This is a genomic window from Rhodococcus sp. UNC23MFCrub1.1, assembly GCF_000686025.1.
Taxonomy (GTDB): domain Bacteria; phylum Actinomycetota; class Actinomycetes; order Mycobacteriales; family Mycobacteriaceae; genus Rhodococcoides.
Window position 1 is genome coordinate 182,426 of record NZ_JMLQ01000007.1, and the last position, 23,481, is coordinate 205,906.

General features: G+C 68.3%; 28 protein-coding genes. 12 read left to right on the forward strand and 16 right to left on the reverse strand.

Annotated elements, in window-relative coordinates; genetic code table 11:
* Positions 1-157: 157 nt before the first annotated feature.
* The 4 genes from BR07_RS25215 to BR07_RS25225 all read right to left on the reverse strand — a co-directional run bounded on the left by BR07_RS25215 (position 158) and on the right by BR07_RS25225 (position 4,189).
* The gene (locus BR07_RS25215) at positions 158-1,009 is read right to left on the reverse strand and encodes an esterase/lipase family protein (protein WP_051613520.1); all 852 of its coding nucleotides are present in this window, start codon (positions 1,007-1,009) and stop codon (positions 158-160) included.
* 47 nt (positions 1,010-1,056) lie between these two features.
* On the reverse strand, positions 1,057-1,842 hold the full coding sequence (locus BR07_RS27660) for a M23 family metallopeptidase (protein ID WP_231476416.1): 786 nt from the start codon (positions 1,840-1,842) through the stop codon (positions 1,057-1,059).
* Positions 1,843-1,904: 62 nt separating this feature from the next.
* Positions 1,905-3,620, reverse strand: a complete 1,716-nt coding sequence (locus BR07_RS0117200) for a flavin monoamine oxidase family protein (protein ID WP_027506492.1) — start codon at positions 3,618-3,620, stop codon at positions 1,905-1,907.
* The gene (locus tag BR07_RS25225; RefSeq protein ID WP_051613521.1) at positions 3,617-4,189 is read right to left on the reverse strand and encodes a helix-turn-helix domain-containing protein; all 573 of its coding nucleotides are present in this window, start codon (positions 4,187-4,189) and stop codon (positions 3,617-3,619) included. The genes BR07_RS0117200 and BR07_RS25225 overlap by 4 nt, the downstream gene beginning before the upstream one ends.
* A gap of 75 nt (positions 4,190-4,264) precedes the next feature.
* Here BR07_RS25225 and speB point away from each other — a divergent pair, with 75 nt between their 5' ends.
* Positions 4,265-5,206 carry an agmatinase gene (speB, locus tag BR07_RS0117210; RefSeq protein ID WP_027506493.1) on the forward strand — a complete coding sequence of 314 codons (942 nt, stop codon included), beginning with the start codon at positions 4,265-4,267 and terminating at the stop codon, positions 5,204-5,206.
* Here the strand turns inward: speB and BR07_RS25230 are convergent.
* On the reverse strand, positions 5,170-5,823 hold the full coding sequence (locus BR07_RS25230; RefSeq protein WP_051613522.1) for a DedA family protein: 654 nt from the start codon (positions 5,821-5,823) through the stop codon (positions 5,170-5,172). The two genes, speB and BR07_RS25230, sit on opposite strands and share 37 nt — an antisense overlap.
* 40 nt (positions 5,824-5,863) lie before the next feature.
* Between BR07_RS25230 and BR07_RS27050 the strand changes: the two genes are divergently transcribed.
* Positions 5,864-6,322 carry a hypothetical protein gene (locus BR07_RS27050; protein ID WP_027506494.1) on the forward strand — a complete coding sequence of 153 codons (459 nt, stop codon included), beginning with the start codon at positions 5,864-5,866 and terminating at the stop codon, positions 6,320-6,322.
* A gap of 200 nt (positions 6,323-6,522) precedes the next feature.
* On the forward strand, positions 6,523-7,335 hold the full coding sequence (locus tag BR07_RS0117225) for a GAF and ANTAR domain-containing protein (RefSeq protein WP_027506495.1): 813 nt from the start codon (positions 6,523-6,525) through the stop codon (positions 7,333-7,335).
* Here BR07_RS0117225 and BR07_RS0117230 read toward each other — a convergent pair whose 3' ends face one another.
* On the reverse strand, positions 7,336-8,082 hold the full coding sequence (locus BR07_RS0117230) for a 3-hydroxybutyrate dehydrogenase (RefSeq protein WP_027506496.1): 747 nt from the start codon (positions 8,080-8,082) through the stop codon (positions 7,336-7,338).
* A gap of 81 nt (positions 8,083-8,163) precedes the next feature.
* Here BR07_RS0117230 and BR07_RS0117235 point away from each other — a divergent pair, with 81 nt between their 5' ends.
* The 3 genes from BR07_RS0117235 to BR07_RS27055 are packed head-to-tail and all read left to right on the forward strand — an operon-like array spanning position 8,164 to position 9,400.
* The gene (locus BR07_RS0117235) at positions 8,164-8,679 is read left to right on the forward strand and encodes a polyketide cyclase (protein WP_027506497.1); all 516 of its coding nucleotides are present in this window, start codon (positions 8,164-8,166) and stop codon (positions 8,677-8,679) included.
* Positions 8,676-9,227 (forward strand): DUF2231 domain-containing protein, encoded by a 552-nt coding sequence (locus BR07_RS0117240; RefSeq protein ID WP_027506498.1) that lies wholly within the window; start codon positions 8,676-8,678, stop codon positions 9,225-9,227. Before BR07_RS0117235 ends, BR07_RS0117240 begins: the two co-directional genes overlap by 4 nt.
* On the forward strand, positions 9,224-9,400 hold the full coding sequence (locus tag BR07_RS27055) for a hypothetical protein (protein ID WP_155957085.1): 177 nt from the start codon (positions 9,224-9,226) through the stop codon (positions 9,398-9,400). The genes BR07_RS0117240 and BR07_RS27055 overlap by 4 nt, the downstream gene beginning before the upstream one ends.
* On the opposite strand, the gene BR07_RS0117250 is transcribed toward BR07_RS27055, so the two are convergent.
* The 9 genes from BR07_RS0117250 to BR07_RS0117290 all read right to left on the reverse strand — a co-directional run bounded on the left by BR07_RS0117250 (position 9,381) and on the right by BR07_RS0117290 (position 17,354).
* Complete coding sequence (locus BR07_RS0117250; protein WP_027506499.1) at positions 9,381-10,268, reverse strand: polysaccharide deacetylase family protein; 888 nt, start codon at positions 10,266-10,268, stop codon at positions 9,381-9,383. The genes BR07_RS27055 and BR07_RS0117250 overlap by 20 nt on opposite strands.
* Positions 10,268-10,837: a hypothetical protein gene (locus BR07_RS0117255; RefSeq protein ID WP_027506500.1), complete on the reverse strand. Its 570-nt coding sequence runs from the start codon at positions 10,835-10,837 to the stop codon at positions 10,268-10,270. The genes BR07_RS0117250 and BR07_RS0117255 overlap by 1 nt, the downstream gene beginning before the upstream one ends.
* Before the next feature lie 35 nt (positions 10,838-10,872).
* On the reverse strand, positions 10,873-12,000 hold the full coding sequence (locus BR07_RS25235) for a TDT family transporter (RefSeq protein WP_051613523.1): 1,128 nt from the start codon (positions 11,998-12,000) through the stop codon (positions 10,873-10,875).
* Between the two features lie 74 nt (positions 12,001-12,074).
* Positions 12,075-12,962, reverse strand: coding sequence for a LysR family transcriptional regulator (locus BR07_RS0117265; protein WP_027506501.1), 888 nt, complete (start codon positions 12,960-12,962; stop codon positions 12,075-12,077).
* Between the two features lie 36 nt (positions 12,963-12,998).
* On the reverse strand, positions 12,999-13,280 hold the full coding sequence (locus tag BR07_RS0117270) for a hypothetical protein (RefSeq protein ID WP_027506502.1): 282 nt from the start codon (positions 13,278-13,280) through the stop codon (positions 12,999-13,001).
* 179 nt (positions 13,281-13,459) lie between these two features.
* Positions 13,460-13,744, reverse strand: coding sequence for a hypothetical protein (locus BR07_RS0117275; protein WP_027506503.1), 285 nt, complete (start codon positions 13,742-13,744; stop codon positions 13,460-13,462).
* An 87-nt stretch (positions 13,745-13,831) separates the two neighbouring features.
* On the reverse strand, positions 13,832-15,364 hold the full coding sequence (locus BR07_RS0117280; RefSeq protein WP_027506504.1) for an AMP-binding protein: 1,533 nt from the start codon (positions 15,362-15,364) through the stop codon (positions 13,832-13,834).
* A gap of 1 nt (position 15,365) precedes the next feature.
* Positions 15,366-16,493 carry a DUF5938 domain-containing protein gene (locus BR07_RS0117285; protein WP_027506505.1) on the reverse strand — a complete coding sequence of 376 codons (1,128 nt, stop codon included), beginning with the start codon at positions 16,491-16,493 and terminating at the stop codon, positions 15,366-15,368.
* Positions 16,494-16,550: 57 nt separating this feature from the next.
* Positions 16,551-17,354 carry an SDR family NAD(P)-dependent oxidoreductase gene (locus tag BR07_RS0117290; RefSeq protein ID WP_027506506.1) on the reverse strand — a complete coding sequence of 268 codons (804 nt, stop codon included), beginning with the start codon at positions 17,352-17,354 and terminating at the stop codon, positions 16,551-16,553.
* A gap of 150 nt (positions 17,355-17,504) precedes the next feature.
* Between BR07_RS0117290 and BR07_RS0117295 the strand changes: the two genes are divergently transcribed.
* The 4 genes from BR07_RS0117295 to BR07_RS0117310 all read left to right on the forward strand — a co-directional run bounded on the left by BR07_RS0117295 (position 17,505) and on the right by BR07_RS0117310 (position 20,362).
* Positions 17,505-18,149: a TetR/AcrR family transcriptional regulator gene (locus BR07_RS0117295; protein ID WP_027506507.1), complete on the forward strand. Its 645-nt coding sequence runs from the start codon at positions 17,505-17,507 to the stop codon at positions 18,147-18,149.
* Positions 18,127-19,338: an MFS transporter gene (locus tag BR07_RS0117300; RefSeq protein ID WP_081821369.1), complete on the forward strand. Its 1,212-nt coding sequence runs from the start codon at positions 18,127-18,129 to the stop codon at positions 19,336-19,338. The genes BR07_RS0117295 and BR07_RS0117300 overlap by 23 nt, the downstream gene beginning before the upstream one ends.
* A complete protein-coding gene (locus BR07_RS0117305; protein WP_027506509.1) occupies positions 19,335-19,844 on the forward strand; it encodes a GNAT family N-acetyltransferase in 510 nt (169 codons plus the stop codon). Before BR07_RS0117300 ends, BR07_RS0117305 begins: the two co-directional genes overlap by 4 nt.
* A 116-nt stretch (positions 19,845-19,960) precedes the next feature.
* Positions 19,961-20,362 carry an ASCH domain-containing protein gene (locus tag BR07_RS0117310; RefSeq protein ID WP_027506510.1) on the forward strand — a complete coding sequence of 134 codons (402 nt, stop codon included), beginning with the start codon at positions 19,961-19,963 and terminating at the stop codon, positions 20,360-20,362.
* Positions 20,363-20,555: 193 nt separating this feature from the next.
* Here BR07_RS0117310 and BR07_RS0117315 read toward each other — a convergent pair whose 3' ends face one another.
* The gene (locus BR07_RS0117315; RefSeq protein WP_027506511.1) at positions 20,556-21,452 is read right to left on the reverse strand and encodes a hydroxymethylglutaryl-CoA lyase; all 897 of its coding nucleotides are present in this window, start codon (positions 21,450-21,452) and stop codon (positions 20,556-20,558) included.
* 137 nt (positions 21,453-21,589) lie between these two features.
* On the opposite strand from BR07_RS0117315, the gene BR07_RS0117320 reads away from it, so the two are divergent.
* A complete protein-coding gene (locus BR07_RS0117320; RefSeq protein WP_027506512.1) occupies positions 21,590-22,255 on the forward strand; it encodes a GntR family transcriptional regulator in 666 nt (221 codons plus the stop codon).
* Positions 22,252-23,457 carry a CaiB/BaiF CoA transferase family protein gene (locus BR07_RS0117325; RefSeq protein WP_027506513.1) on the forward strand — a complete coding sequence of 402 codons (1,206 nt, stop codon included), beginning with the start codon at positions 22,252-22,254 and terminating at the stop codon, positions 23,455-23,457. The genes BR07_RS0117320 and BR07_RS0117325 overlap by 4 nt, the downstream gene beginning before the upstream one ends.
* The last annotated feature ends 24 nt before the right edge of the window (positions 23,458-23,481 follow it).

Consider the following 23,481-nt stretch of genomic DNA (forward strand, 5'->3'; position numbering starts at 1 on the left):
GAGAATCGGCGGGATCGCGAGGTTCAGCGAGCTGCGTGCACACCCCCTGCGTCAACCGCACACACCCTCCAGCCTGCAGCAACGGGTGTTCACCACACGCCGGCCGTGTGCACACCCCTTCCAGCCGGCCACCGCACCAGCGCGCACACCCCGGCACTCAGCAGGGGCTGGGGACCCGATCGGCGTAGGACCGGTCGAGCCCGCGCTGCACCATCCACAGTGCGCGGGGGTCGGTGGTCAGTTCCATGTGCCCGGCGGTGTTGCTCGGGCAGCCGTCCTGCACCCAGACGTTGTCCACGGTCGCGCCCGGGCCCGCGGCGAGGAAGGTGTTCTCGGGCGGCGTGGAGACGGTGTCCGCGCGGGTGGCGATCACGGTGTAGTCGACGCCCGGGACGGTGTCGCCGCCCGCGTTGAGCACGTCGAGGAACGACGAGCCGACCATCTGCTGGACGAACGACGGTCCGACGGCCGCGGCGGCGACCTCGCCGACCGGCAGTCCGAACTGCTGCGCGAGCGATCCGACGAGCTGCCCCGCCGAGAACGTGGTGCCGTGATTGGTGGCGCCGAGGGTGACGAGGGTGTGCACGGCGTCGGCTCCACCTTCGAACTTCAGGTACTGACGCGCCACGACACCGCCCTGGGAGTGCCCGACGACGTCCACGTCGGCTGCGCCGGTGCGTGATCGGACGTCGTCGACGAAGGCGCGCAGTTCCCGCGCGGACGTGGCGATGTCGTCGCCGCCGTAGGTCTGCAGCAGGTTCTCGCCGGGTTCGGCGCGGTAGCCGTACTCGAGAGTGAAGACGCAGTAGCCCTCCGCCTCGAGCTGCGGGGTGAGGGTGGACCAGGTGTCCGGACCGTCGACCCAGGTGCCGTGCACCAGCACGACGGGACGGGGATGCTCGGGTGAGCAGGAGCCGGCGGTGTCGGCCGCGGCCGGACCGGCGCCGAGAGGTGCGGTGCCCACGGCCACGGCGAGTGCCGTCGCCGCCGTCAGAAGTGCCCGTCTCATGCCCTGATCGTATCCGAGCGTGTTACTGGTGTGACGGATGGGACTCGTCAGTCGCCTTCCGGTCCGAGCGAGATACCGCGGCCGATCAACCACAGTTCGGGATCCACGTGCTTGTCCGCGACGACGGTCTCGAAGTGCAGGTGCGGCCCGGTGGAGTCGCCGCGGTTCCCCATCGTCGCGATCTGCTGCCCCGCCGCGACCCGCTGACCGGCCACCGCGACCAGGGTGTCCACGTGACCGTAGATGGACACGGTGCCGTCGTCGTGTCGCACGCGCACCCACAACCCGAAGCCGCTCGCAGGGCCGGCCTCGATCACCTGACCGTCCGCCACCGACAGGATCGGTGTGCCGATCGGGCCGGCGATGTCGATTCCGTTGTGCATCGTTCCCCACCGCGGTCCGAAACCGGACGTGTACGTGCCGCGAGCCGGTGAGGCGTAGCTACCGATGCGGGCGCCGATCACGGCCGGTGGCAGCTCGTACAGTCGGCGATCCTTCTCCTCGGCGCTCGCCGCCGTCGAGAGCACGGCGATGGCGGCCGCGTACTCCTCCTCCGCCGTGGCGCGGTTGACCTTCGCGATCTGGCGCAGCGGGCCCAGGTTGCGCTCCGGTTCCGCCAGGAAGCTCGGCCGCAGGTCCGCAGCGGGAGCGGCGACCGCCCCGACGGCCGGTTCCTCGGCCGTCGGCCGGGTCAGATGGAACACGAGCACCGCGACGGCGAGCACGAGCACGATGGCCAGCGCCTGCGCCGAGACGGTCCGCACCGGAACGGTCGCAGGCGTCGTCACGGGCGGCCGATCGGCCGCCCGTGAGCGCGAGAGCAACTGAACCACCGGAGGAACGCTACCGCTCGGTAAGTCCTCCCGGACCGAGATTCACCGCGCCGGTCGACGCATCAGTCCCCGAGGCGGAGCGGGGCGATGCTCTCGAAGACGTCGCCCGGCCCGGGATTGTCCGGATGTGTCGATCCGCCGAGGTGGTTCATGACTCCCCACACCGCGTTGAGCGCGGTCTGGATGGCGCCCTCGGCCCATCCCGCCGTCCACGAGATGTCGTCGCCGGCGAGGAAGATCCCGCGATGCCGGGGGGCGAGCTCGTCCTGCACGAAGTGCGAGAAGAGGCGTTCCTGATAGCGATAGTGGCCGGGCAGGTTGGCCTTGAAGGCACCCATGAAGTGGCGCTCGGTCTCCCACGACAGCGTCACCGGATCGGAGACGATGTGGCTGCGGAAGTCCACCCCGGGATAGATCTCCTCGAGCGATCCCAGCATCAGCGTCAACCGCTCGTCGGGTGAGAGCGGCAGCAGCTTCAGCGAGTCGTCGCTCCACGTGTACGACAGACAGATCACGCCGGGCCGATCGTCGCCGTGATCGAGGAGATACGTTCCCCGACTCAACCGGTCGGTGAGGGTCATGCTGACCAGTTCCCTCCCCGTCTCGGGGTCGACGTCCTTCCAGAACGGTCGGTCCACGAGCACGAACACCTTGGTCGACCCCATGTAGTGGGTGCGTTCGACGGCCGTCCAGTGATCGATGGGCAGCAGGTCGTCGTCGGTGTCGATGGTGTTGAGGAGCATCCAGCTCTGCGCGGTCACGACGACCGAGGCGAACTCGTCCGTCCGGCCCGAGGAGTCGGTCACCGCGAAGGTGTGGTCGCCGGTGGCGTCGTCGGTCCGTCGCCGGATCTCCGTGACACCCGGGCGGGGTGTGCCGCCGTGCAGCGACGCGACCGAGGTGCCCGCCGACCAGTGCGCCGCGTCCGACACGGCCTCCGACCACAGACCACGTGGCAGGCGGCTGGATCCGCCGACGATGCCGCGGTGGTGATCGTCCGCCTCCGTGGCCACGACGCGCAGGATCTCGAGTATCGAGTTCGGGAAGTCGGTGTCCCAGCCACCGGTGCCGAAACCGACCTGCCCGAACAGCTCTCGACGCGCGAACGACGCGAAGTGGGGGGATCCGACGAGGAACCCGTAGAACGTCGTGTCGTCGAGTCGCACCACGAGGTCGTTCCAGATGCGCTTCACCGCCGCCGCGTCCCGAGCGCGGATGGCGCGCTGGAGAGGGACGAGTTCGGACTGTTCCTCGAGCGTGCGCTGCCACGCCCTGGCCACCTCGGCGTACTCGTCGGGGAGATCGGTCAGCTGCCGCGCGTAGTGACTGGTGCCCTTGAGGTCGATGACGGTGCTGGGCGTCGCCTCGGCGAGCGGGTTGGGGAACGGGGTGGTCTCGATGCCGAGGTGGTCGAGGTAGTGGAACAGGGCGGTGGACGACGGCGGGAACCGCATCGCGCCCATCTCGGCGACCGTGTCCTCGTGCCCCTCGAACGGGACCGAGTGCATGCGGCCGCCGATCCACCCCGCCTCGTACACCACGGGTTCGAGTCCCATCCGCAGCAGCTCCCGGGCGGCGACGGTGCCGGCGAGACCGGCCCCGACGATGGCGACGCGGGTGCCGCGGCGGTCCGGAGGGACCGACCCGAGCCCGGCCGGGTGCGCGAGGAAATCGTCGTAGGCGAAGGGGAAGTCGGGGCCGAACATGGTGACCGGCTGCTCACGGTCCCCTGCTGATCGCTCGTGGACCGAGCTGTCGGGAGTGACGGGCGTGGTCATGGGGTCGTCTCGATTCTGGTTCTGTCGTGGCGGGAGGGCATGGACGGCGTCAGGACCCACAGCACCGTGGTGTCGACCTCCGCGCGGAAGCTGTGCCGACGACGAGGATCGAAGGTGAGCGCGTCACCGTCGTCGAGTTGCACGGTGCGCTCGTCGAGCGTCAGGATCAGCCGACCGGTGAGCACCAGGACGAACCCGACCTCGGCCGGCAGTTCGTACGACTCGTCGCCGCTGCCTCCTCCGCGCTCGATCCTGCCGTGGATGACCTGCACGCGCTGTTCGCCCGGCGGGGTCAGCAGGTACTCCGTCTGGGCATGACCCCCGAGGGCGATCGGGGGGTACTCGCCGGCGCGGACGACGTCGCCGTGCGGAACGTCGTCGAACAGCGACCCCATGGGAATCTCGAGCGCGTCGCACCAGCGCACCAGGACGGCGACGGACGCGGATGCGCGGTCGTTCTCGACCTTGGACAGGTAGCCCTTGGTCACACCGACGGTCGACGCGAGCGCGTCGAGAGTGAGACGACGGGCGGCCCGGGCCTCCCGCAGCCGGTTTCCGATGGTGGACACGCCGCGATCATGCCCTGCTCCGCGTCAGGAAACAAGTGTTGACCAACCGCCTGAAGTGAGGAAACATCACTGCTCATGACCGACATCAGGGGACCTCTGGACGGCTCGCGATACCCGCGGTACATGGAACCGTCGACCTTCGCGCGGCTGCCGCGACTCGACGAGGTCTCCCGGGCCGACGTGAGCATCGTCGGAGTGCCCTTCGACTCGGGCGTGAGCTACCGGCCGGGCGCGCGCTTCGGTCCCGGCCACATCCGCGCGTCGTCCAAACTGCTCCGGCCGTACAACCCCGCGCTGGACGTGTCGCCGTTCGCGCACCGCCAGGTGGCCGATGCCGGCGACATCGCGGTCAATCCGTTCGACATCGCCGAGGCACTGACGACCGTCGAGCACGCGATCACCGATCTGCGCAAGGACGGCAGCACGGTCCTCACTCTCGGTGGCGACCACACCATCGCGCTGCCGATCCTGCGCGCGCTGCACCGCGACCACGGGCCGATCGCCGTGTTGCACTTCGACGCCCACCTCGACACGTGGGACACGTACTTCGGTGCACCCTTCACGCACGGGACACCGTTCCGACGGGCCAGCGAGGAGGGGCTGATCGACCTCGAGCGGTCGCAGCACATCGGGATCCGCGGTCCGCTGTACGGCAAGAAGGACCTCGAGGACGACGCCGTCCTGGGGTTTCAGATCATCCGGTCCGACGACTACGAGACGGACGGGGTGGCCTCGATCGTCGAGCGGATGCGCCGCCGTCTCGACACGGGCCCGGTCTACGTCTCCGTGGACATCGACGTCCTCGACCCGGCCCACGCCCCGGGCACCGGCACACCCGAGGCGGGCGGCATGACGTCGCGGGAACTGCTGAACACCCTGCGCGGGCTGGTGGGAGCGAACATCGTCGGTGCGGACATCGTCGAGGTCGCGCCCGCGTACGACCACGCGGAGATCACCGGAATCGCCGCGTCACACGTGGCCTACGAGCTGCTGTCGGTGCTCGCGCTGGGATCGTAGGCCCGCGCCGCGCCCTTCTCGGAGCGATGAGCCCGGACGCGCCACACGATCAGCGCGATCACCACCACCGCGACCACGATGATCGCCGCGTCCCGTCCCACCGTCTTCGCAACCTGTTCGTACGAGTTGCCGGCGACGAATCCGAGCACCACGAACCCCGTCCCCCAGACGAGCCCACCGAGTGCGTTGTACGCGAGGAACTTCGGGTACGGCATGCGCGACATCCCGGCCAACGCCGGCATCACCGCTCGGAAGAAGGCGACGAACCGGCCGAGGAAGACGGCCGTCCCGCCCTTGCGCGCCAACAGGTCCCGCGCCTTGTCCAGCTTGTCGCGACGCTTGTCCAGAATCTTCATGGCCAACAGTCGTGGGCCGAAGTGCTTGCCGATCTCGAAGCCCACCGAGTCACCCACCACGGCCGCGACGACCACGACCGCCGCCATCGCCACGACACTCACGTGGTCCTGACTCGCCGCGACACCGCCGATGACCGCGGCCGTCTCTCCCGGGATCACGAAACCGACGAAGATCGCGTCCTCGAGGAACACCAGCAGGAAGACGATGAGGAACACCCAGATCGGTGCGATGTCCAGCAGGCGCTCCATCACGGAAGTCATACGACCATGATGGCCCACAACCAGTGAATCGAGGTTCGATGTGGCTCCACGCAATCCGCACGCCATCGCGGACGGCATGATCGTGCGCAGTGTCACACGCCCGGATCGGGTCTTCCGGGTCAGCGGCGATCCCGGCGGGACTCGGGTCAATTTCGTGGCGCTGTCGCCGGGCACGCGCACCGTGGTGAACGGCAGCCCTCGCAACTACCGTCCCGAGACACCGGCCGAGGAGTTCGAGCGACTCGCGGACGCCGGGCGGGACGACGTGATCGAGGACCCCCGTCAGACCGAGCCGGCCGACGACGAATCGGCGGGTACGAGCGCCGTGGCGGACGGGCCGACCGACGACGATTCCGTCGCCACACTGTGCGTACGCATGCAGGATGCCGTCGCGCGCGTCGCCGACGGCGAGTGCGACCCGGACGACGCCGCCGCGATCGTCAGCGCCGCGGCCGCGCTCAATGCCGCCGTGATCGAGGAGCACGCACGCCGCGGCTGAGCCCAGGACACGAAGAACCCCACCGGTGCGCAGGCACACAGTGGGGGTCTCCGAGACATCGGCGGGCTTCTTCACACGACGGCTCTGGCACTTCGTGATGTCCGGACAACACGAGTACCTGATGCTTGCGATACCCGCTGGCCACCGAACTCAACCGGAGTCGCTGCTGTTGTCCCCGCGTCGTGCGATGATTCTCAACCGTGGAGAGCAGGGACAGCGCCGTGGCGGCGACAGCGGACTCGGAGCGCGCGGAGGCGGACGAGTCGACGTCGCGTGCGGCGGAGTTGGTCACCGAGGTGGCCACCGGGTCGGTCGCTCCCCGTCGACTCGCGGCCATGCTGAGCGTGGTCGGCGGCAGCGTCCGCGACGACGACCATCTTGCGGTGCTGCTGAAGCGCACCGCGGAGATCGCACACGAGGCCGTCGACGGTGCGTCCAGCGTCGGTGTGAGCATCCTGTTCGGCGGCCTGACGTACACGGCCGTGCACACCGACGACCGCACGCTCGAGGTCGACCGCCATCAGTACGAGATCGGTGAGGGTCCGTGCCTCGAGGCCGCCCGGACCGGGGAGATCGTGCGCGTCGACGTCGATGCGGCGCAGCAGCGCTGGCCGGAGTTCGTACACGCTGCCCGCGAGGAGGGCGTGCGCTCGTTCCTCGCCGCGCCCCTGCACACCGCCGACATGAAGCTCGGATCGTTCAACCTGTACGGCACCGCCCCCGACGCGTTCGGGGCGATCGACGAGTCGATCCTCGAGCTGCTGACGTCCACCGTGTCCACGGCGATCGGCGACTACGCCCGCGTGCGGTCGGCCCGCGAGGTCGCGTCGGGCCTGCAGGACGCACTCGAGCACCGCGCCCCCATCGAGCAGGCCAAGGGCATTCTCATGGCGCTGCACGGCGTCGACAGCGACACCGCGTTCGGCATGCTGTCCGCGGAGTCACAGCGCGCCAACCGCAAGCTCCGTGACATCGCCCGCGACTTCGTGGAGAGCGTCTCGCGCGGCGAGTGATCAGCTCGCGCTCCAGCCGCCGTCCATCGTGTACGACGCTCCGGTGATCATCGACGCCTCGTCTCCGACGAGGAAGGACACCAGTGCGGCCACCTCCTCCGGCTCCACCATCCGCTTGATCGCACTCTCGGTCAGCAGCACCTTCTCGAGCACCTCGGACTCGTCGATGCCGTGGACGCGCGCCTGATCGGCGATCTGCTTCTCCACGAGGGGTGTTCGCACGTAGCCGGGGTTGACGCAGTTGCTGCGGACGCCCCGCTCGGCGCCTTCGAGAGCGGTGACCTTCGACAGTCCCTCCAGCGCGTGCTTCGCCGTGACGTACGCCGACTTGTTGGCCGATGCCCGGATGCCGTGCACGGACGACATGTTGACGATGCGTCCGTACCCGGACTCGTACATGTGCGGCAGAGCGGCACGCACCAGCAGGAACGGTGCCTCCACCATGAGTGTCAGGATGCGGCGGAACATCACCGGGTCGAAGTCCTCGATCGGCGACACGTGCTGGATTCCCGCGTTGTTCACCAGGATGTCGGTCTCGAGGGTGAGGTCCGCGAGCGCGTCGACGTCGGAGAGATCCACCTGCCACGCGTCTCCCCCGATCTCGTGTGCCAGCGCCGTGGCGGCGTCACCGTCGAGGTCGGCGACGGTGACCCGAGCGCCGTTCGCCGCGAGGGCGCGGGCGATCGCGGCCCCGATTCCGCTGGCACCACCGGTGATGAGAGCCGATCGTCCTGTGAGGTCCGTCATGGTCACGAGTCTGTGCCCGTCGCGCTCCGTCTTCAATGACGACCTGCGCACCCGCTTCCTGCACAAGTGCAGACTGGACCCATGACCGACGAACGACTCGAGTTTCAGCGCGTGATGCCGTTGCCCGCGGCGGACATCTTCGACGTGCTCTGCGATCCCGACGGCCACGTCGCCATCGACGGCTCGGGCATGTTGATGAGCGCGGACGGCGCACCTGTGACGTCCGCGGGAGACACCTTCGTCGTGCACATGGATCGCGAGGCACTCGGCGACCTCCCGATGGGTACCTACGACGTCGAGGTCACCATCGCGACCTTCGAGCGCGATCGGGACATCTCGTGGACGATCGTCGGCACGGTCCGACCGCCCATCGGTCACCGCTACGGGTACCGGCTCGCGCCGCACTCCTTCGAGGACGGCACGGAGGGCACCCTCGTCACGTCCTACTACGACTGGTCCGACATCCATCCCGACTGGCGGGAGCGTGACATATTCCCCGTGGTGTCCGGATCGTCCCTGCGCGTGACCCTCGGCATTCTCGAGCGCACCGTGCGTCGCGGTTACCCTCGACCGCTGCGGGTATCCGACACGGTATGAATCTCACACCGCTGTTCCACCCGCTCGAGAAGGCGACGTTCCTCGATCCGGTCAGCGACCCCGTCGCCGGGAAGCTCCGATCCGCTCTCGAGGGGACGAAGGTCGACGGCCTCCTCCGTGGGACCTTCGTCGGCCACCCGATGCATCCCATCATGGCCTACTCTTCGGTCGGATTGTGGACCAGCGCAGTCTTTCTCGATGTCACCGGTGGAGACTCCGCGGCAGCGCGGCGCCTCATCGGTGCCGGACTGGTGACCGCCCCCACCGCACTGGTGACGGGGTGGGCGACGTGGTCGACGCTCAACGCGGAACAGCGACGAGTGGGTCTGATCCACGCGAGCACCAACGCCGTAGCCCTGGCTCTGTTCACGGCGTCGTATCGCCGGCGCGCGAAGGCAGCGGACGCGTCGTCGCCGCCGGACACCACGTCGAAGGCGCTCGCACTCGCCGGATTCGCCGTCGCCGGTCTGGGCGGCGCTCTCGGCGGTCATCTCGGGTACAACATGGGAGCGGGAGTCGCGGCACGGGCACTCCCGGCGGGCGTGTGAGTACCGACGAGGTGTTCGCCCAGTTGCGAGCACGCGGTGTCACGGCCGAGGGTGCACGGCGCTTCGCGGACGGCAGTGCCGAGAACCTCGATCCGGAGGCCCTCGCGGCACTCACCGAGGCGAACCTCACCGAGGCGCAGCTGCACGACTACGTCACGCAGGCGGCGGAGTGACCGTCCGATAGTGCTCGGCGATGTCGCCGGCGGTGGTGAACCAGACACCGTCGGCGTGCGACGTCAGGTGATCCAGCGCGCGACGAAAGCGTCTGAGCCGGTGCGGTTGCCCGGTGAGGAACGTGTGGGTGGAGATGGCCAACACGCGCGGTGCGCGCCGCGACTGCTCCTTCAGCTCGTCGAACGAGTCGACGACGATGTGCTCGAAATCCTCCGCGGACCCGTGGTGATGGACGAACACCGGAAGGTCGTTGACCTCGTGCGGGTACGGAATACTCAGTAGAGGTCCACCGCGCGTGGCCATCCACACCGGCTGGTCGTCGATCGGCCAGTCGAGCGTGTACTCGAATCCCTGCTCCGCCAACAGGTCCTCCGTCACCCGGCTCGGGTTCGCGCCGGGGCTCATCCAACCCCGAGGCGGCGAACCCTCGTGTGACTCGATCGCCCGTCGTACCGCCTCGATGGTGCGACGTTCCGCGTCCTCGTCCTGCTGGTTCGGCTGCTCGGCGTTGGTGCGGCCGTGGGCGACGACGTCCGCGCCGAGTGCGCGATACGCCGCCACCAGATCGGGAGCGTGCTCGTAGATCTCGGCGTTGACGAGCAGAGTCGGACGAATTCCGCTGTCGCGCAACGTGTCGGCCAACGCGAAGCCGCCCGCCCTGTTGCCGTACTCGCGCCAACCCCAGTTGTAGGTGTTCGGCTGGTCCATTCGCGGCGTCCATCCCAGCCCGGGAGCTCCGTCGTCGTACGGGAAGTGCTCGCAGTTGACGGCGACGTACACCGCGAGGGACGCGCCGCCCGGCCACGAGAACGACGGACGGGACGTGATGGGCGAGTACGGGAATCGGCCGTGCGAGGGCAGTGCCATCACTCGCCCCGACTCGTACGGATCGCGGCGCGGAGGCCGTCGAGATAGGGCTCCATGTCGGTCTCCGACGTCAGCGCCACCGCCTCGACAGGGTGGTGCCGCGCCTCGATCACCACACCGTGGTCGCCCACCGTCGCCGACGCCCACCACCGTTCCTGCCCGCCGTGCATCTCGAAGTCGGTGTCCGCGCCGTTCACCGGCACGACGACGCGACGCGCCTCCGTCGCCGCGATGGCCTCACGTCGCCGCTTGTACTCGGGCGACATCGGCGTCAGACCGATCGCCGACAGCATCGCCTTCAGCGCCGTGCGGTGCGCGTCCTTCGTGGTGGTGGTGACCTCGACGAAGGGACCGTCGATGTCGTCGCCGTCCCAGTCGACCTCACCGTGCCGCAGTGTCACGCTGGTCAGTACGTCGTTCTCCCGCGACCACGGGCCCATCACCCGCACCCCGTTCCACCCGTTCACCGTGTAGGTCGGGAAGGTGGTCGACTCGGCGCGGATCTGATCCTCGATCGCGCGTTGCTGGGTCCAGAACTCGTCGGGCGTGAGGTGGCCGGTGATCTCCATGCCTCCAGTGTGCCCACTTCGCCGTCGTGCGACTCTCACGCCGGAAGAAACACCCGGCCGCGATACGCCTCGCGCACCGTCCTCGTCGCCACCGTCGTCCACGCCGTCACCAGCACGGCGAACAGCACGACCGCCAGTGCCTCGACGACGGACGACTCCAGCGCGCGCCCCAACGCCGCCGCGCCGGTGACGCATGTTCCGACCGGGAAGGTGAACGACCACCATGCCAACGAGAAGCGCAGTCCTCGGCGCGCCGCGTGCACGGTCAGCGCCGTGGCCAGGGCGAACATCATCGCTCCGAAGCCGCCCATCACCATTCCGAAGAGGATTCCCGCCGCACGCAGGACCACCGCCACCTCGCTCCGGTCACCGGTGAACACCATCGCCGCATCGGCACCCAGGAGGTTGGCCGCGGTGACGGACTGGCCGATGACGCCGAGAGTGATCCATATAGTCGGTGCAGCCTGGACCGGGAGGACGGCGCCGTGCAGCAGTCGACCGAGAACCGCGGTCGTCACCATCAACCCGGTCACGAGTGCCGATCCGAACAGCGCGTAGCAGCCGACGAGCATCGCGAGCCGCCACTGCCCGTCGGCGATGTGCGGGAGGAGAAGTGCACCGGTGGATGCCGAGACCATCGGCGGCACCACGGGCATCAGCCATGCCGGGAGCGCGACCGTGTCGGCGCTGCGGCGGCGGGTGATCATCACGTACGGGACGACGACACTGGTCGCGAGCCCCAGCGCGGTACCCACCGTCCAGAGGACGACGAAGATCGAGGTGGCCAGGCTCTGCCCGATGATGTCCACGCCGAGGAGGCTCGTGCCGGCACCGACGGTGAGCAGGGCCATGGGCGGCGCGCCGTAGAACTGCATCATGACCGGGTGGGCCGCGTGGGCCTGCGCGACGCGGCGGTGCGCGAGCCAGTGCGCGGCGAACAGGGTCGACACGACGACGAGGACAGTCGAGGCGAGCAGCCACATGACGACGGCTGCCATGTGGAGCACGACATTCTGCACGGGCAGCGTTGCTGCGGCAGTGGCGACGATTCCGGTCCCCATCACCGATGCGAACCAGTTCGGCGTGATGTGCTCGATCACGCTGCCGGGCGAGTCGAGATCGCGGAGCAGCCCGTGCGATGTCGCGGTCCGGAAGGTCGTCATGCCTTCACAGTGCGCCGGGACGGCGACGATCAGTAGTGGTCGTGCTCTTGTCACCCCACAAACGCTGTTTGTGGCTACTGCCGGGCAATGTCGAGGAAGTCGCGACGTGGACCGCGCAGTGCTGCAGACAGGCTCCAGACCGCGCGCAGCTCACGCGTCATCGAAAGACCGGGAACGTCGATGCGCACCAACGCGCCACTCCGCAGCTCCCCCTCCACCGCGAGGGACGACACCACCGCCGGCGCATTCGCCGATGTGGCAGCAGACTTGACAGCGGTGACGGAGTTGAGCTCGATGAGCGGCGGAACCGTCGGGCGGACGGCGCTCTCGTACGTGGTGCGGGTTCCCGACCCCGGCTCCCGTTGCACCAGAGCCGTCGTCTGCAGCAGCTCCATCGACGCCGCACGTCTGGTCGCCCACGGGTGGGACGGTCCCGTGACGATGATCAGCTCGTCGTGCGCGACGACGGCGACCCCGAGCCCGGCCGGCACGTCGGGCCCTTCGACGAAGCCGATGTCCGCGCGCCCGTCCAGCACCTGCTCGGCGACCTCCGCCGAGTTCATCAGTCGCATCTGCACCTGGACGTCGGGCGACTGTCTGCGCATCGACAGCATCCACGCCGGCACGAGGTGCTCGGCGACGGTCATACTCGCGGCGATGGTGAGCGTCGCATTGCCCTCGCGCAGAAGCGATGTCACTCCTGTCCCGAACTTCTCGGCCGAGTCGAGGATGCCGCCCGCCCACTCCATGACCGCGACGCCCTCGGGGGTCAGGGCGACACCGCTCGTCCCGCGATCGAAGATGCGGACACCGATGTCCCGTTCCGCAGCACGCACTCGCGCGCTGACCGCCTGCTGACTCAACCCGTGTTCGCGGCCCGCTGCCGTCATGCTGCCCAACCGGGCGACGGACACCATCACATCGAGGGCTCCGAGGTCCGGGACTCGCGGCGACAGTGGCATCCGCCCACCGTAGTGACTGCGCCGGTGGGCTCGGGCTCAGCTACCGAAGCCTGCGCGGATGCCGACGAGCTGGTACGTGCCGAAGGCGAAGCCGGGAGCACAGTTCACGAGGATGATGTCGCCTCGCTCCCGGTACTCGGCTGCCGTCTGCTGGCAATTCTTTGCGGGAGGGAAGTAGAACTCGCCGAAGGTCTGAAAGTAGAGCGGGCCGATCGACGGTGCTGCGGACGCCGTTGCCCCGCCGGACAACACGATGGCAGCGGCTCCGGCGCCTGCCACGGTGGCACCGACGAGTGTGCGGGTGATTCGACGAGACATGATGGACCTCCTGGTTGTACGTACCGTTCGGTCCGTTTACGGTAGACCCGGTCTCCCGCCGTGTACAGAGGTCGAGCTGCGTGCCGCTTCCCGCGGGAGCTAGGTCGTACCGCGCCGGTTGCAGAGCCCGCGGCAACACGAATCGACCGCGGGAACTCGTCGATCGAGTTCGCTGGCGATCAGCTCCCGAAAAGATCCGTGCGGATTCCGACGAGCTGGTAGCCGGGGTACGCGAGATTGGTGGCGCAGTCGACGAGGATGATGTCGCCTCGCTCGCGATACCGTTCCGCCGTGTTCTGACAGTTCTCGCTCGCCGGAATGACGAGCACGCCGAACGATTGCCAATAGATAGGGCCCTGCGCGGGTGCCGCCGACGCCGTTGCACCGCCCGACAAGGCAATGGCGACTGCTCCGGCGCCGGCGGCTGTGGCTCCGACGAGTGTGCGGGTGACACGACGAGACATGGTGGACCTCCTGGCTGGACGTACCGTTCGGTCCGTTCACGGTAGACCCGGCCATTCGCCGTGTACAGAGGTCGAGCGACCCACGCACTACATCGTCATGGTGTACCTGACCTCGTTCTTCAGGATCTTTCCGACCTTCGACCGGGGCAGAAGATCCCAGACCTCGATGTTCTTCGGCGCCTTCACGCTGCCGATGCGTTCTTTGACGAAGGCGATCAGTGCGGCGGGATCCACCTCCTGCCCGGCGCGCAGCTCGACAGCCGCCACGACCCGTTCGCCCCATTTCTCGTCGGGGAGACCCACCACGGCCGACTCCTTCACTGCAGGGTGAGCGAGCAGAGCCTGCTCGACTTCGGCCGAGTAGACGTTGAAGCCGCCCGTGATGATCATGTCCTTCGCGCGGTCCACGACGTAGAGGAAGCCCTCGTCGTCGAGGTATCCGATGTCGCCCGTGTGGTGCCAACCGTGAGCGCCCACCTCTGCCGTCGCCGCCGGATTGTCGTGATAGCCGTCCATGACCAGGGGACCGCGCACGACGATCTCGCCACGCTCACCGGTGCCGACGAGGTCGCCCTTCTCGGTCATGATCGCGACCGTGGTCAAGGGTGTCGGACGACCGGCCGAGGTGAGCCGTTCCGTCGCCACCGTGCCGTCCGGACGAAAGTGGTCCGCCGGCGCCAGGGTGGCGATCATGTTGGGCGCCTCGGTCTGTCCGAACAGCTGCCCCAGCACCGGCCCGATGCGCGTGAGCGCTTCCTCGAGCCGCGTCGGCGACATCGGCGCCGCCCCGTACCAGAGGCAGCGGAGAGACGACAGGTCCCGATGATCCAGATCCGGGTGGTCGAGCACGCCGTAGATCACCGTCGGAGGCAGGAACGCATGGGTGATGCGGTGCCGTTCGATCAGCGCCAGGAACTCCCCGATGTCGGGGGCCGCCATGATGACCACCTCGCCGCCTAGACTCAGGATCGGGAACGTCAGCACACCGGCGGAGTGTGTGAGCGGCGCCAGCGCGAGATACCGCGGACGCACACCGAAGGGATAGCTCATCAGCGCGAGCGCCGTCGAGGTCATCATGTTGTCCTCGGTCAGCCGCACCCCTTTCGGCTTTCCCGTGGTGCCGCCCGTTCCCGCCAGCATCGCGAGCCCGCGCGGCGGCCGCCTGTCCGCGTCGAGCTCGCCGCGGTGTTCGGCGAGCCACGACTCGAACGGGATCGACCACTCCGTGTCACCGTCGAGGCAGACCAGTCGCACGAGGTGCGGCAGATCGCCTCGGATCCGGTCGACCAGATCGGTGAATCGGCTCTGGAAGAACAGAGTTCGGCATCCGAAGAGATCGAACAGCTGGCGGTTCTCGTCGGCCTCGTTCCGCGGATTCACCGGGCACCACACCGCGCCGGCGCGCGAGATGCCGAACACGCACGTCAGCGCCAGCGGGTCGTTACCGGACAGGACGGCGACGCGATCGCCGGCCTCGACACCGTCGTGTTGCAGCGCCGCGGCGATCTCGACCGACCGGTCGTACACCTCACCGTAGGTGGAGGTGTCACCCCCGGCCGTGAGGCACGGTGCCCCACGGCCGAGCGAGACGCCCTTGTCCAGGTAGTCGGAGAGTCGCATCTCAGCGGTGCACGGAGACGATCGGGTCCAGGACCAGACCGAACGCCCGCAGCGTGCCGAGCAACTCGCGATGACCGAACGCCTCACAGCTGGAGGCGAATCCGACCTTGCGCGGAGCTCCCTGCAGCAGCGCAGCGGCACCGTGCGCGTTGAGCAACGCCGTCTGCTTGTAGTTCGAGTTGCCGTGGATGACGCAGTGTGCGCGGCCCAGCGGACCCGATGCGTACACCGAGTCCAGCGAGGTGTTCAGGCGCGGATTCTCCCGGGGCGGCATCTCGCTGCGGATCGCGGACGACTGTTCGTCGATGATGCGGTACTTCTCCTCGTCGGACTTGCCCTCCATCTGTTCGAGGGCGGCGGCCACCAACAGCGGAACCGCCTTCATCAGAGGTGGATTGAAGACACCGCCGAGAGCCTTCGCGGTGGTGACCCGCGGGTCGTTCTTGAACCAGACCGGGTGCGACGTGCCGCCCCACGGCAACGCCAGGCCGAGATCGTGCTGACCGGGAACGCTCACGGTGTAGAGCCCGGCGTCGGCGGGCCACTCGACGTACTCGTTCTCCTCCAGGTAGTAGGCCTTGGAGAACGCGGCGTTGGTGAGGATGGTGTTGGTCGAGGCGACGGTGGGGTGCCCCTTCCAGAACACCTGGATGTCGAGGCTGTTCAGACCCGGGTTCTCCAGGCAGATGTTCGCGGCGATCTCACCGATGGAGTACATCTGCGCGAGGCCCGGCGTGAGAACCAGTCCCTGCGAGGCGAAGTCGGCGCTGTACTGCGCCTCGGCGTCGATCATCCAGTTCTGCTCGCCGTTGGTGTCGGTGTAGTGCGCACCGATGGCCAGGCAGGCCTGCGCCACCTCGTGGCCGTAGCGGGCGAACGGTCCCACGGTGTTGAGGACCACGGTCGCGCCGCGGAAGGCCTCGGTCAGCGCCTCCACGGTGTGCTCGACCTCGACGATCTCGTGCTCGACGGTGTCGATACCCGGCACGGCACTCACGGCATCCTTCAGGCGGGCGTGATCGCGGCCGGCGGCCAGGAAGGGAATGTTGTACTCGCGCAGGTACTCACAGATGAGGCGACCCGTGTAGCCGGACGCTCCGTAGACGACGACGCGCTTGTCAGTGGGCATGGTTGATCTCCTGGTTCGAAGTGGGGTGGTCGAGAGCCGTGCTGGTGGGGCGGAAGGTCACATGCCCATGCCGCCGTCGACGGGGAGCCCCGCGCCGGTGATGAACTTCGCGGCGTCGGACGACAGGAACACGACGGCGTCCGCCATGTCGTCGACCTGGCCGAGTCGACCGAGGGGCGTCAGTTCCACGACGGTCTGCACTGCCGCCTCGACGGACGGGAACAGGCCGAGTTCCGCGGTGTCGACCGCGAGCTTGTTGCCCATCGCGGTCGGGGTCAGTGCCGGATAGATGCAGTTGACGCGCACGCCGTAGCCGAGCTTTCCCGATTCGGCGGCCGCGACCCGGGTCAGTCGGTCGATGCCCGATTTCGTGGCGGAGTAGAGGCTGATTCCGGGGAACGCGATGGTGGCGGCGACCGAGGCGATGTTGACCACCGATCCGCCCTTGCCGGCCTTGCCACCGGGGCGCATCGCGCGGAATGCGTGCTTCACGCCGAGTGCGGTGCCGATGACGTTGACCTGCAGCATCGCGGACGCCGCCTCGGCGTCGAGATCGGCGATGAGACTGGTGACCTCGATACCCGCGTTGTTGACGACGATGTCGAGGCCGCCCAGTGCGCCGATGGTCGACTCGACCGCCGCCTCCCAGGCCGCGTCGTCCGTGACGTCGAGCTGGACGAACTCCGCTTTCGCTCCTGTGGCCCGCAGCGCCTCGACCGTCTCCTGACCACCCGCGGCATTGATGTCGGCGATGGCGACGGACGCTCCTGCCGCCGCGAGAGCCTGCGCCATTCCCGCGCCGAGGCCCTGCGCACCGCCTGTGACCACTGCCGTTCGTCCGGTCAGGTCGTAACTCGTCATGTCCGCTCTCCTTGTTCGAAGCGTTCTTCACGTGGAATCACATCCGCTGTTCGATGTGATGCAGGCAACACTAAAGACAAGTCTTGACAGTCGTCAAGAAAAATCTTGACGACTGTCAAGAGTTCGTCGATGCGGCGGTATGCTTTCCGGGTGACCCAGACCACCGACCCCCGACTTCGCGTCGAGGAGCGATCTCGAGACAAGTTCGAGGCGCGTCGCAGCGAGCTCGCACTGGCGACTCTCGCGACGTTGGCGGAACTCGGTTACGCCCGCACCAGCCTCCGCGAGATCGCTCAGAACTCCGAGTACTCGCACGGCGTCCTGCACTACTACTTCTCCAACAAGCTCGATCTCATCGCGCATGCCGTGCGGCAGTACGAGGAGATCTGTGTGACGCGGTACGACGACGTCGTCGCCGGGGCCGAGTCCGCGGAGCAGCTGCGACGCTCGTTCACCGAGACCTTCTTCGGCACTCTGCTCGCCGACGCGGCGATCCACCGCCTCTGGTACGACCTGCGCAATCAGAGCCTGTTCGATTCCTCCTTCCGTGCCGACGTCCTCGAGATCGAGTCCCGGCGCGAGGAGATGATCTGGCGCGTCGTCGCCCGGTACTGCGAACTCGTCGGAGCGGCGCCTGTTCTCACGCCTGCCACCGCCTACATCACCATCGACGGCATCTTCCAGCGCGCCCTGCTGAACCAGATCGCCGAGCGCCACCCCGACGTCGACGAGGGCCGGGCTCAACTCGACGCCGTCTTCGACATGGTGACCGGTGGCGTACCCTCCTCCCACTGACGACCGCGCCGCGGATCCGCTCGGCTATCTCGGCATCGTCCGATTACCCGGTGCCGCACGCGCTTTCCTCCCCGCACTGCTCGGCCGCCTGGCCTTCGCGATGGTCGGACTGGTCATCCTGTTGGCGGTGCAGCGTGCCACCGGATCGTTCGCGGTCGCGGGTTCCGCGACGGGTGCGTTCGGTGTCGCCAATGTGGTGGCGTCACCGTATCGGGCACGTCTCGTCGACCGCATCGGTCAGCGGCGAGCCCTCGTCTCGATGGCCGTCGGATTCGCCACGGCCCTGGGCACTCTGGCCGTTCTGACGTACATCGATGCCCCGGCCTGGTCCCTGGTGCTCGGCAGTCTGGTCACCGGATTCTTCCCTCCCCCACTCGGTGCCTCGATGCGTGTCGTCTGGAGCTCGCTGACGCAGCCGGGGCCGACCCGCACCCGCGCCTACAGTCTCGATGCCGTGAGCGAGGAGTCGATGTTCACCATCGGTCCCCTCCTCGGCGCCACCCTCGTCACCGCCCTGTCCCCGTCGATCGCACTCGCCGCCACGGGATGCGTCGCCGTCGTCGGCACGGTCGGCATGACCACCAGCCGGCACTCGCGCGGACACGGCCCGCGCACGACAGGGACCACTCCCTCGTCGCGCCCACTCCGACGGCCCGGCTTCGTCGGTGTCCTGACAGCGATGGCAGGGGTCGGGGCCGTCCTGGGAACCGTGGAGATCGCCGCCACAGCCTTCGCCGCGAAGCAGGGAGCCATCGGATCGGCCGGAACTCTTCTCGCGGCGCTCGGAGCCGGAAGTGTCTGCGGTGGACTGCTGTACGGGCGCCGGAGCTGGGCCGGCTCGCTGACCCGTCGACTTCTGACGACGGTCCTGATGATGGCCGTCCTCACCACCGTGCTGTCGCTGGTCTCGACCACGGTGCCGCTGCACGTCGGACTGTTCCTGCTGGGCTTCTGCATCGCACCCGCCCTGGTGACGGGGTACCTGCTGTCCGATCACCTCACCACCGCGGACGTGCGCACCGAGGCGTCGAGCTGGATCAACACCGCGGTGAACGCGGGCGCTGCTCTCGCCTCCGCGGGTATCGGCGTGGTGGTCGACTCCCGTTCTCCCGGTACAGGATTTCTGGTCGGTGGCGCCGCGGCGGCTCTCCTCCTCGTCCTGGCAGCGGTGACGAGGCCGCCCTCGTGACCGTCGTCGCCGTCACCGCGCGGCTCACTCTGCGCACCTATTCCCCCGACGACGAGCACCGGCTCGACTTCTACACCGATCCCGAGGTCTGCCGGTACCTCATGCACGAGCCGTGGACGGCGGAGGACGCACGGATCGCAGTGCAGAGACGCTGCGAGCGAACGAGTCTCGACACGGGGGCATTGAATGCTCTGGTCGAGCTGAACGGCCGGGTGATCGGCACTGTCTCCGCGTGGTTCGTCGCCGAGGACACTGTCGAACTCGGGTGGACCTTCGCGCGCGACGTCTCCGGCCACGGCTACGCCACCGAAGCGGTGCAGGCAGTGCTCGACGAGGTACTCGCTCTGGACCGGGTCCGGCGCGTCACCGCGGAGATGGACGCGCGCAACGCAGCCTCCGCACGTCTCGCCCAGCGCGTGGGATTACGCGACGAGGAACTGCGCCTGCAGGACTGCTGGTGCAAGGGTGAGTGGACGGACACGCTCGTGTACTCGCTGAGCCGCTGACCTCGACCGGCCTCCGGCCTTCCCGCTGACCGCACAGGTTCTCGTAGGTGTTGCAGCGTCCGCAGCAACCGGGAACGTCCGCGGGAACCCCGACCCGCGTGCGCCATACTCGAGGAATGGCCGACATCGACTCTCTCCCCGTGGCCGAGTTCGCCTTCCCCGGGCCGCTACGCGATGCCCTCGTGTCGGCGATAGGCGCAGGCCGCAAGACGGCGACCACCTCACTGCGGGTGGAGTACGAGAACGAGCCGCTGCCCCGAGTGGGCGAGCGTCACAGAGTGATCGACTCCGGCGGCGCCACTGCCTGCGTCATCGAGATCACCGACGTACGCGTCAGCGCTCTCGGCGACGTCGACGATACGCACGCCGTCGCGGAGGGTGAGGGTCACGCCGACGTCGCCGCATGGCGTGCCGGGCACGAACGCTTCTGGCGATCCGACGAGATGGCAGACACGCTGGCCGGCCTCACCATCGACGACTCGACTCTCGTGGTCCTCGAACGGTTCCGGGTCGTCTGAGCCTCCGGCCTTCCCGCTGAGAAACGGCCGGCCTCCGGCCTTCCCGCTGAGAAACGGCCGGCCTCCGGCCTTCCCGAGTCACGGCCGGCCTCCGGCCTTCCCGCTTGCCTTTCGTGTTCCCGTAGGCGTTGCATCTACCGCGGGAACACGAAACTCCCGCGGGAACACGAGTCACGGCCGTCTTTCCCGCAGGTCACCGCGGAGGAAAGCCACCCGCACGCCCGAGGAACCCCGGCACGTCCTTGCCCAGCGCGGAGCCGAGCCAGGTCGCGGCGTCGACCAGCACGTCCATGCTCACTCCCGTCTCGACGCCGGAGCGGTCGAGCGCGTAGATCAGGTCCTCGGACGCGATGTTCCCGGTGGCGGCGGGCGCGAACGGGCACCCACCGAAGCCGCCGATGCTGGCGTCGAGGGCCTGCGCCCCCGTCTCCAGTGCGGTCAGCGCGTTGGCGTAACCGGTGTTGCGTGTGTTGTGGAAGTGCCAGCGCTGCGGGATGTTCGGAGCGTTACGGGTGGCGAGCTCCGCCAGGCGACGAACCTGCGCCGGCACTCCCACGCCGATGGTGTCGGCGAGGGCGATCTCGGCCGGTGCGCATTCGGCGATCCGCGCGACGAGTTCCCCGACTCGCGCCGGATCCACCTCACCGCTGAACGGGCACCCGAACGATGCGGCGATGGTGACCGTGCCCGGCACGCCCGCAGTACGCGCATCCGTGATGATGTCGTGCGCCGCCGCCACCGCCTCGTCGACGGAGCACCCCTGGTTGCGCTTGCTGAACTCCTCCGTCGCGACGACCACGACGTTGACCTCGTCGACGCCGGACGCCAGAGCGCGGTCGAGTCCACGTCGATTGAGCACCAACCCGATGTACGAGACGGAGCCGTCACGCGGGACGCCTGCCATGACCTCCTCGGCGCCGGCCATCTGCGGCACCCGCTTCGGGTTCACGAAGCTCACCGCCTCGATGCGCGTGGCACCCGAGGCGACGCTGCGCGTGATCAGTTCGATCTTGTCGTCGACGGAGAGGACAGCGTCCTCGTTCTGCAGTCCGTCACGGGGACCCACCTCGACAAGTTGCACCGCAGTCATGGGCCCATCCTGCGCCGACACGCTGTTGTATGCAATAGCGGATCGGAAACGAGAATTTAACGGCGATTACCGGGACACGCCATCGTCATGGGCCTACATTGTGAACAATTCACCACCGACCACAGGGAGTCGCATCCATGGCGAGAGCCGTCGACCGCGTCTACGCGCACATCCGCGACAGCATCGTGTCCGGGACGTATGCGCCCGGTGCACGTCTCGGAGAGGTCGAGATCGCCGAACTCACCGAGACCAGCCGGACACCGGTGCGTGAGGCGCTGCGACAGCTCGAGATGGAGGGACTCGTCGAGGTTCTGCCGCATCGCGGGGCTCGGGTGTACCAGTGGACGGCGGACGACCTCGAGGAGATCTACGACCTGAGGATGACGCTCGAGGCCATGGCCGCGGCACGGGCGGCCTCACGTATCGGCGAGAAGGACATCGACCGACTCGCCGAGCTGTGCGACCTCATGGAAACCGCGGCCGGGGAGGGAGCAGATCAACGCCTGGACCTGATGGCGCAGCTCAACGACGAGTTCCACGCCATCGTGCGCACTGCCGCGGCCAGCACCCGCCTCATCTCGATGCTCGGAGCGGTGATCCAGCTGCCGTTGGTGATGCGCACCTTCCATCGCTATGCCCCCGTCGATCTCGCACGCAGTCACGCCCACCATCGCGACCTGGTCGCGGCTCTGCGCGCCGGCGACGAGACGTGGGCGGACTCGGTGATGCGCGCCCACGTCCGCGCCGCCAAACATGTTCTGCTCCAAGCCCTCACGACCGACGAGACGAAGGAGTCCTCATGAGCGAGGCCCCCACCGGCCCACTGTCCGATCTGCGTGTCGTGGAGATGGGTCAGCTTCTCGCCGGCCCCTTCTGCGGACAGTTGCTGGCCGACTTCGGCGCCGAGGTGATCAAACTCGAGCCGCCCGGCACCGGCGATCCGATGCGCCAGTGGGGTCGGGAGAAGCCGCACGGCAAGTCCCTGTGGTGGCCCGTCGTCGCGCGCGGCAAGAAGTCCGTGACCTGCAACCTGCGCAGCGCCGAGGGTCAGGACCTCGCCCGCCGGATCATCGCGGACGCCGACATCGTGGTGGAGAACTTCCGCCCCGGCACGATGGAGCGTTGGGGCCTCGGGTTCGACGCACTGCGGGAGATCAATCCGCGCCTCATCATGGCCAGGGTCACCGGGTACGGCCAGAACGGCCCCTACGCACCGCGGGCGGGCTTCGGGTCCATCGGCGAGGCCATGGGCGGAATCCGCTACGTCACCGGCAATCCCGAGATGCCGCCCTCTCGTACCGGTATCTCCCTCGGTGATTCACTGGCAGCCGTGTTCGCCACGATCGGCGTCCTCACCGCGCTGCATCACCGGGAGAACACCGGACGGGGGCAGCTCGTCGACTCGGCCATCTACGAAGCGGTGCTCGCCATGATGGAATCCCTGCTGCCCGAGTGGGAGATCGGCGGGTATCAGCGTGAGCGGACCGGCTCCGTGCTGCCGAACATCGCGCCCAGCAACGTCTATCCCACCCTGGGCGGCGAGATGATCCTCGTCGCGGCCAACCAGGACTCGGTGTTCGGCCGACTGGTCACCGCGATGGACCGGACCGACCTGATCGAGGACGCCCGCTACCGCGACCACGAGGCGCGCGGGAAGAACATGACCGAGCTCGACGACATCGTCGGGGCCTGGACGTCCGCCCTCGACACCGACACCGTGCTCGACCTCCTGCACGAGGCGGGCGTTCCCGCCGGTCGCATCTACACGGCGCGGGACATGTTCGACGATCCACACTTCGCCGCGCGCGAGGCCATCGTGCGCCTGGCGCACCCGGACTTCGGCGAGATCCCCATGGCGAACGTCGCACCGAAGCTCAGCGACAGTCCCGGCTCGGTGCGGCACGCCGGACCCGAACTGGGAGAACACAACTCCGACATCTACGGACGACTCCTCGGAGTCACGGATTCCGACCGGGCGGCGCTCGCGGAGCGCGGCATCATCTGACCTTCGCTCCTCTCACCCTCACAG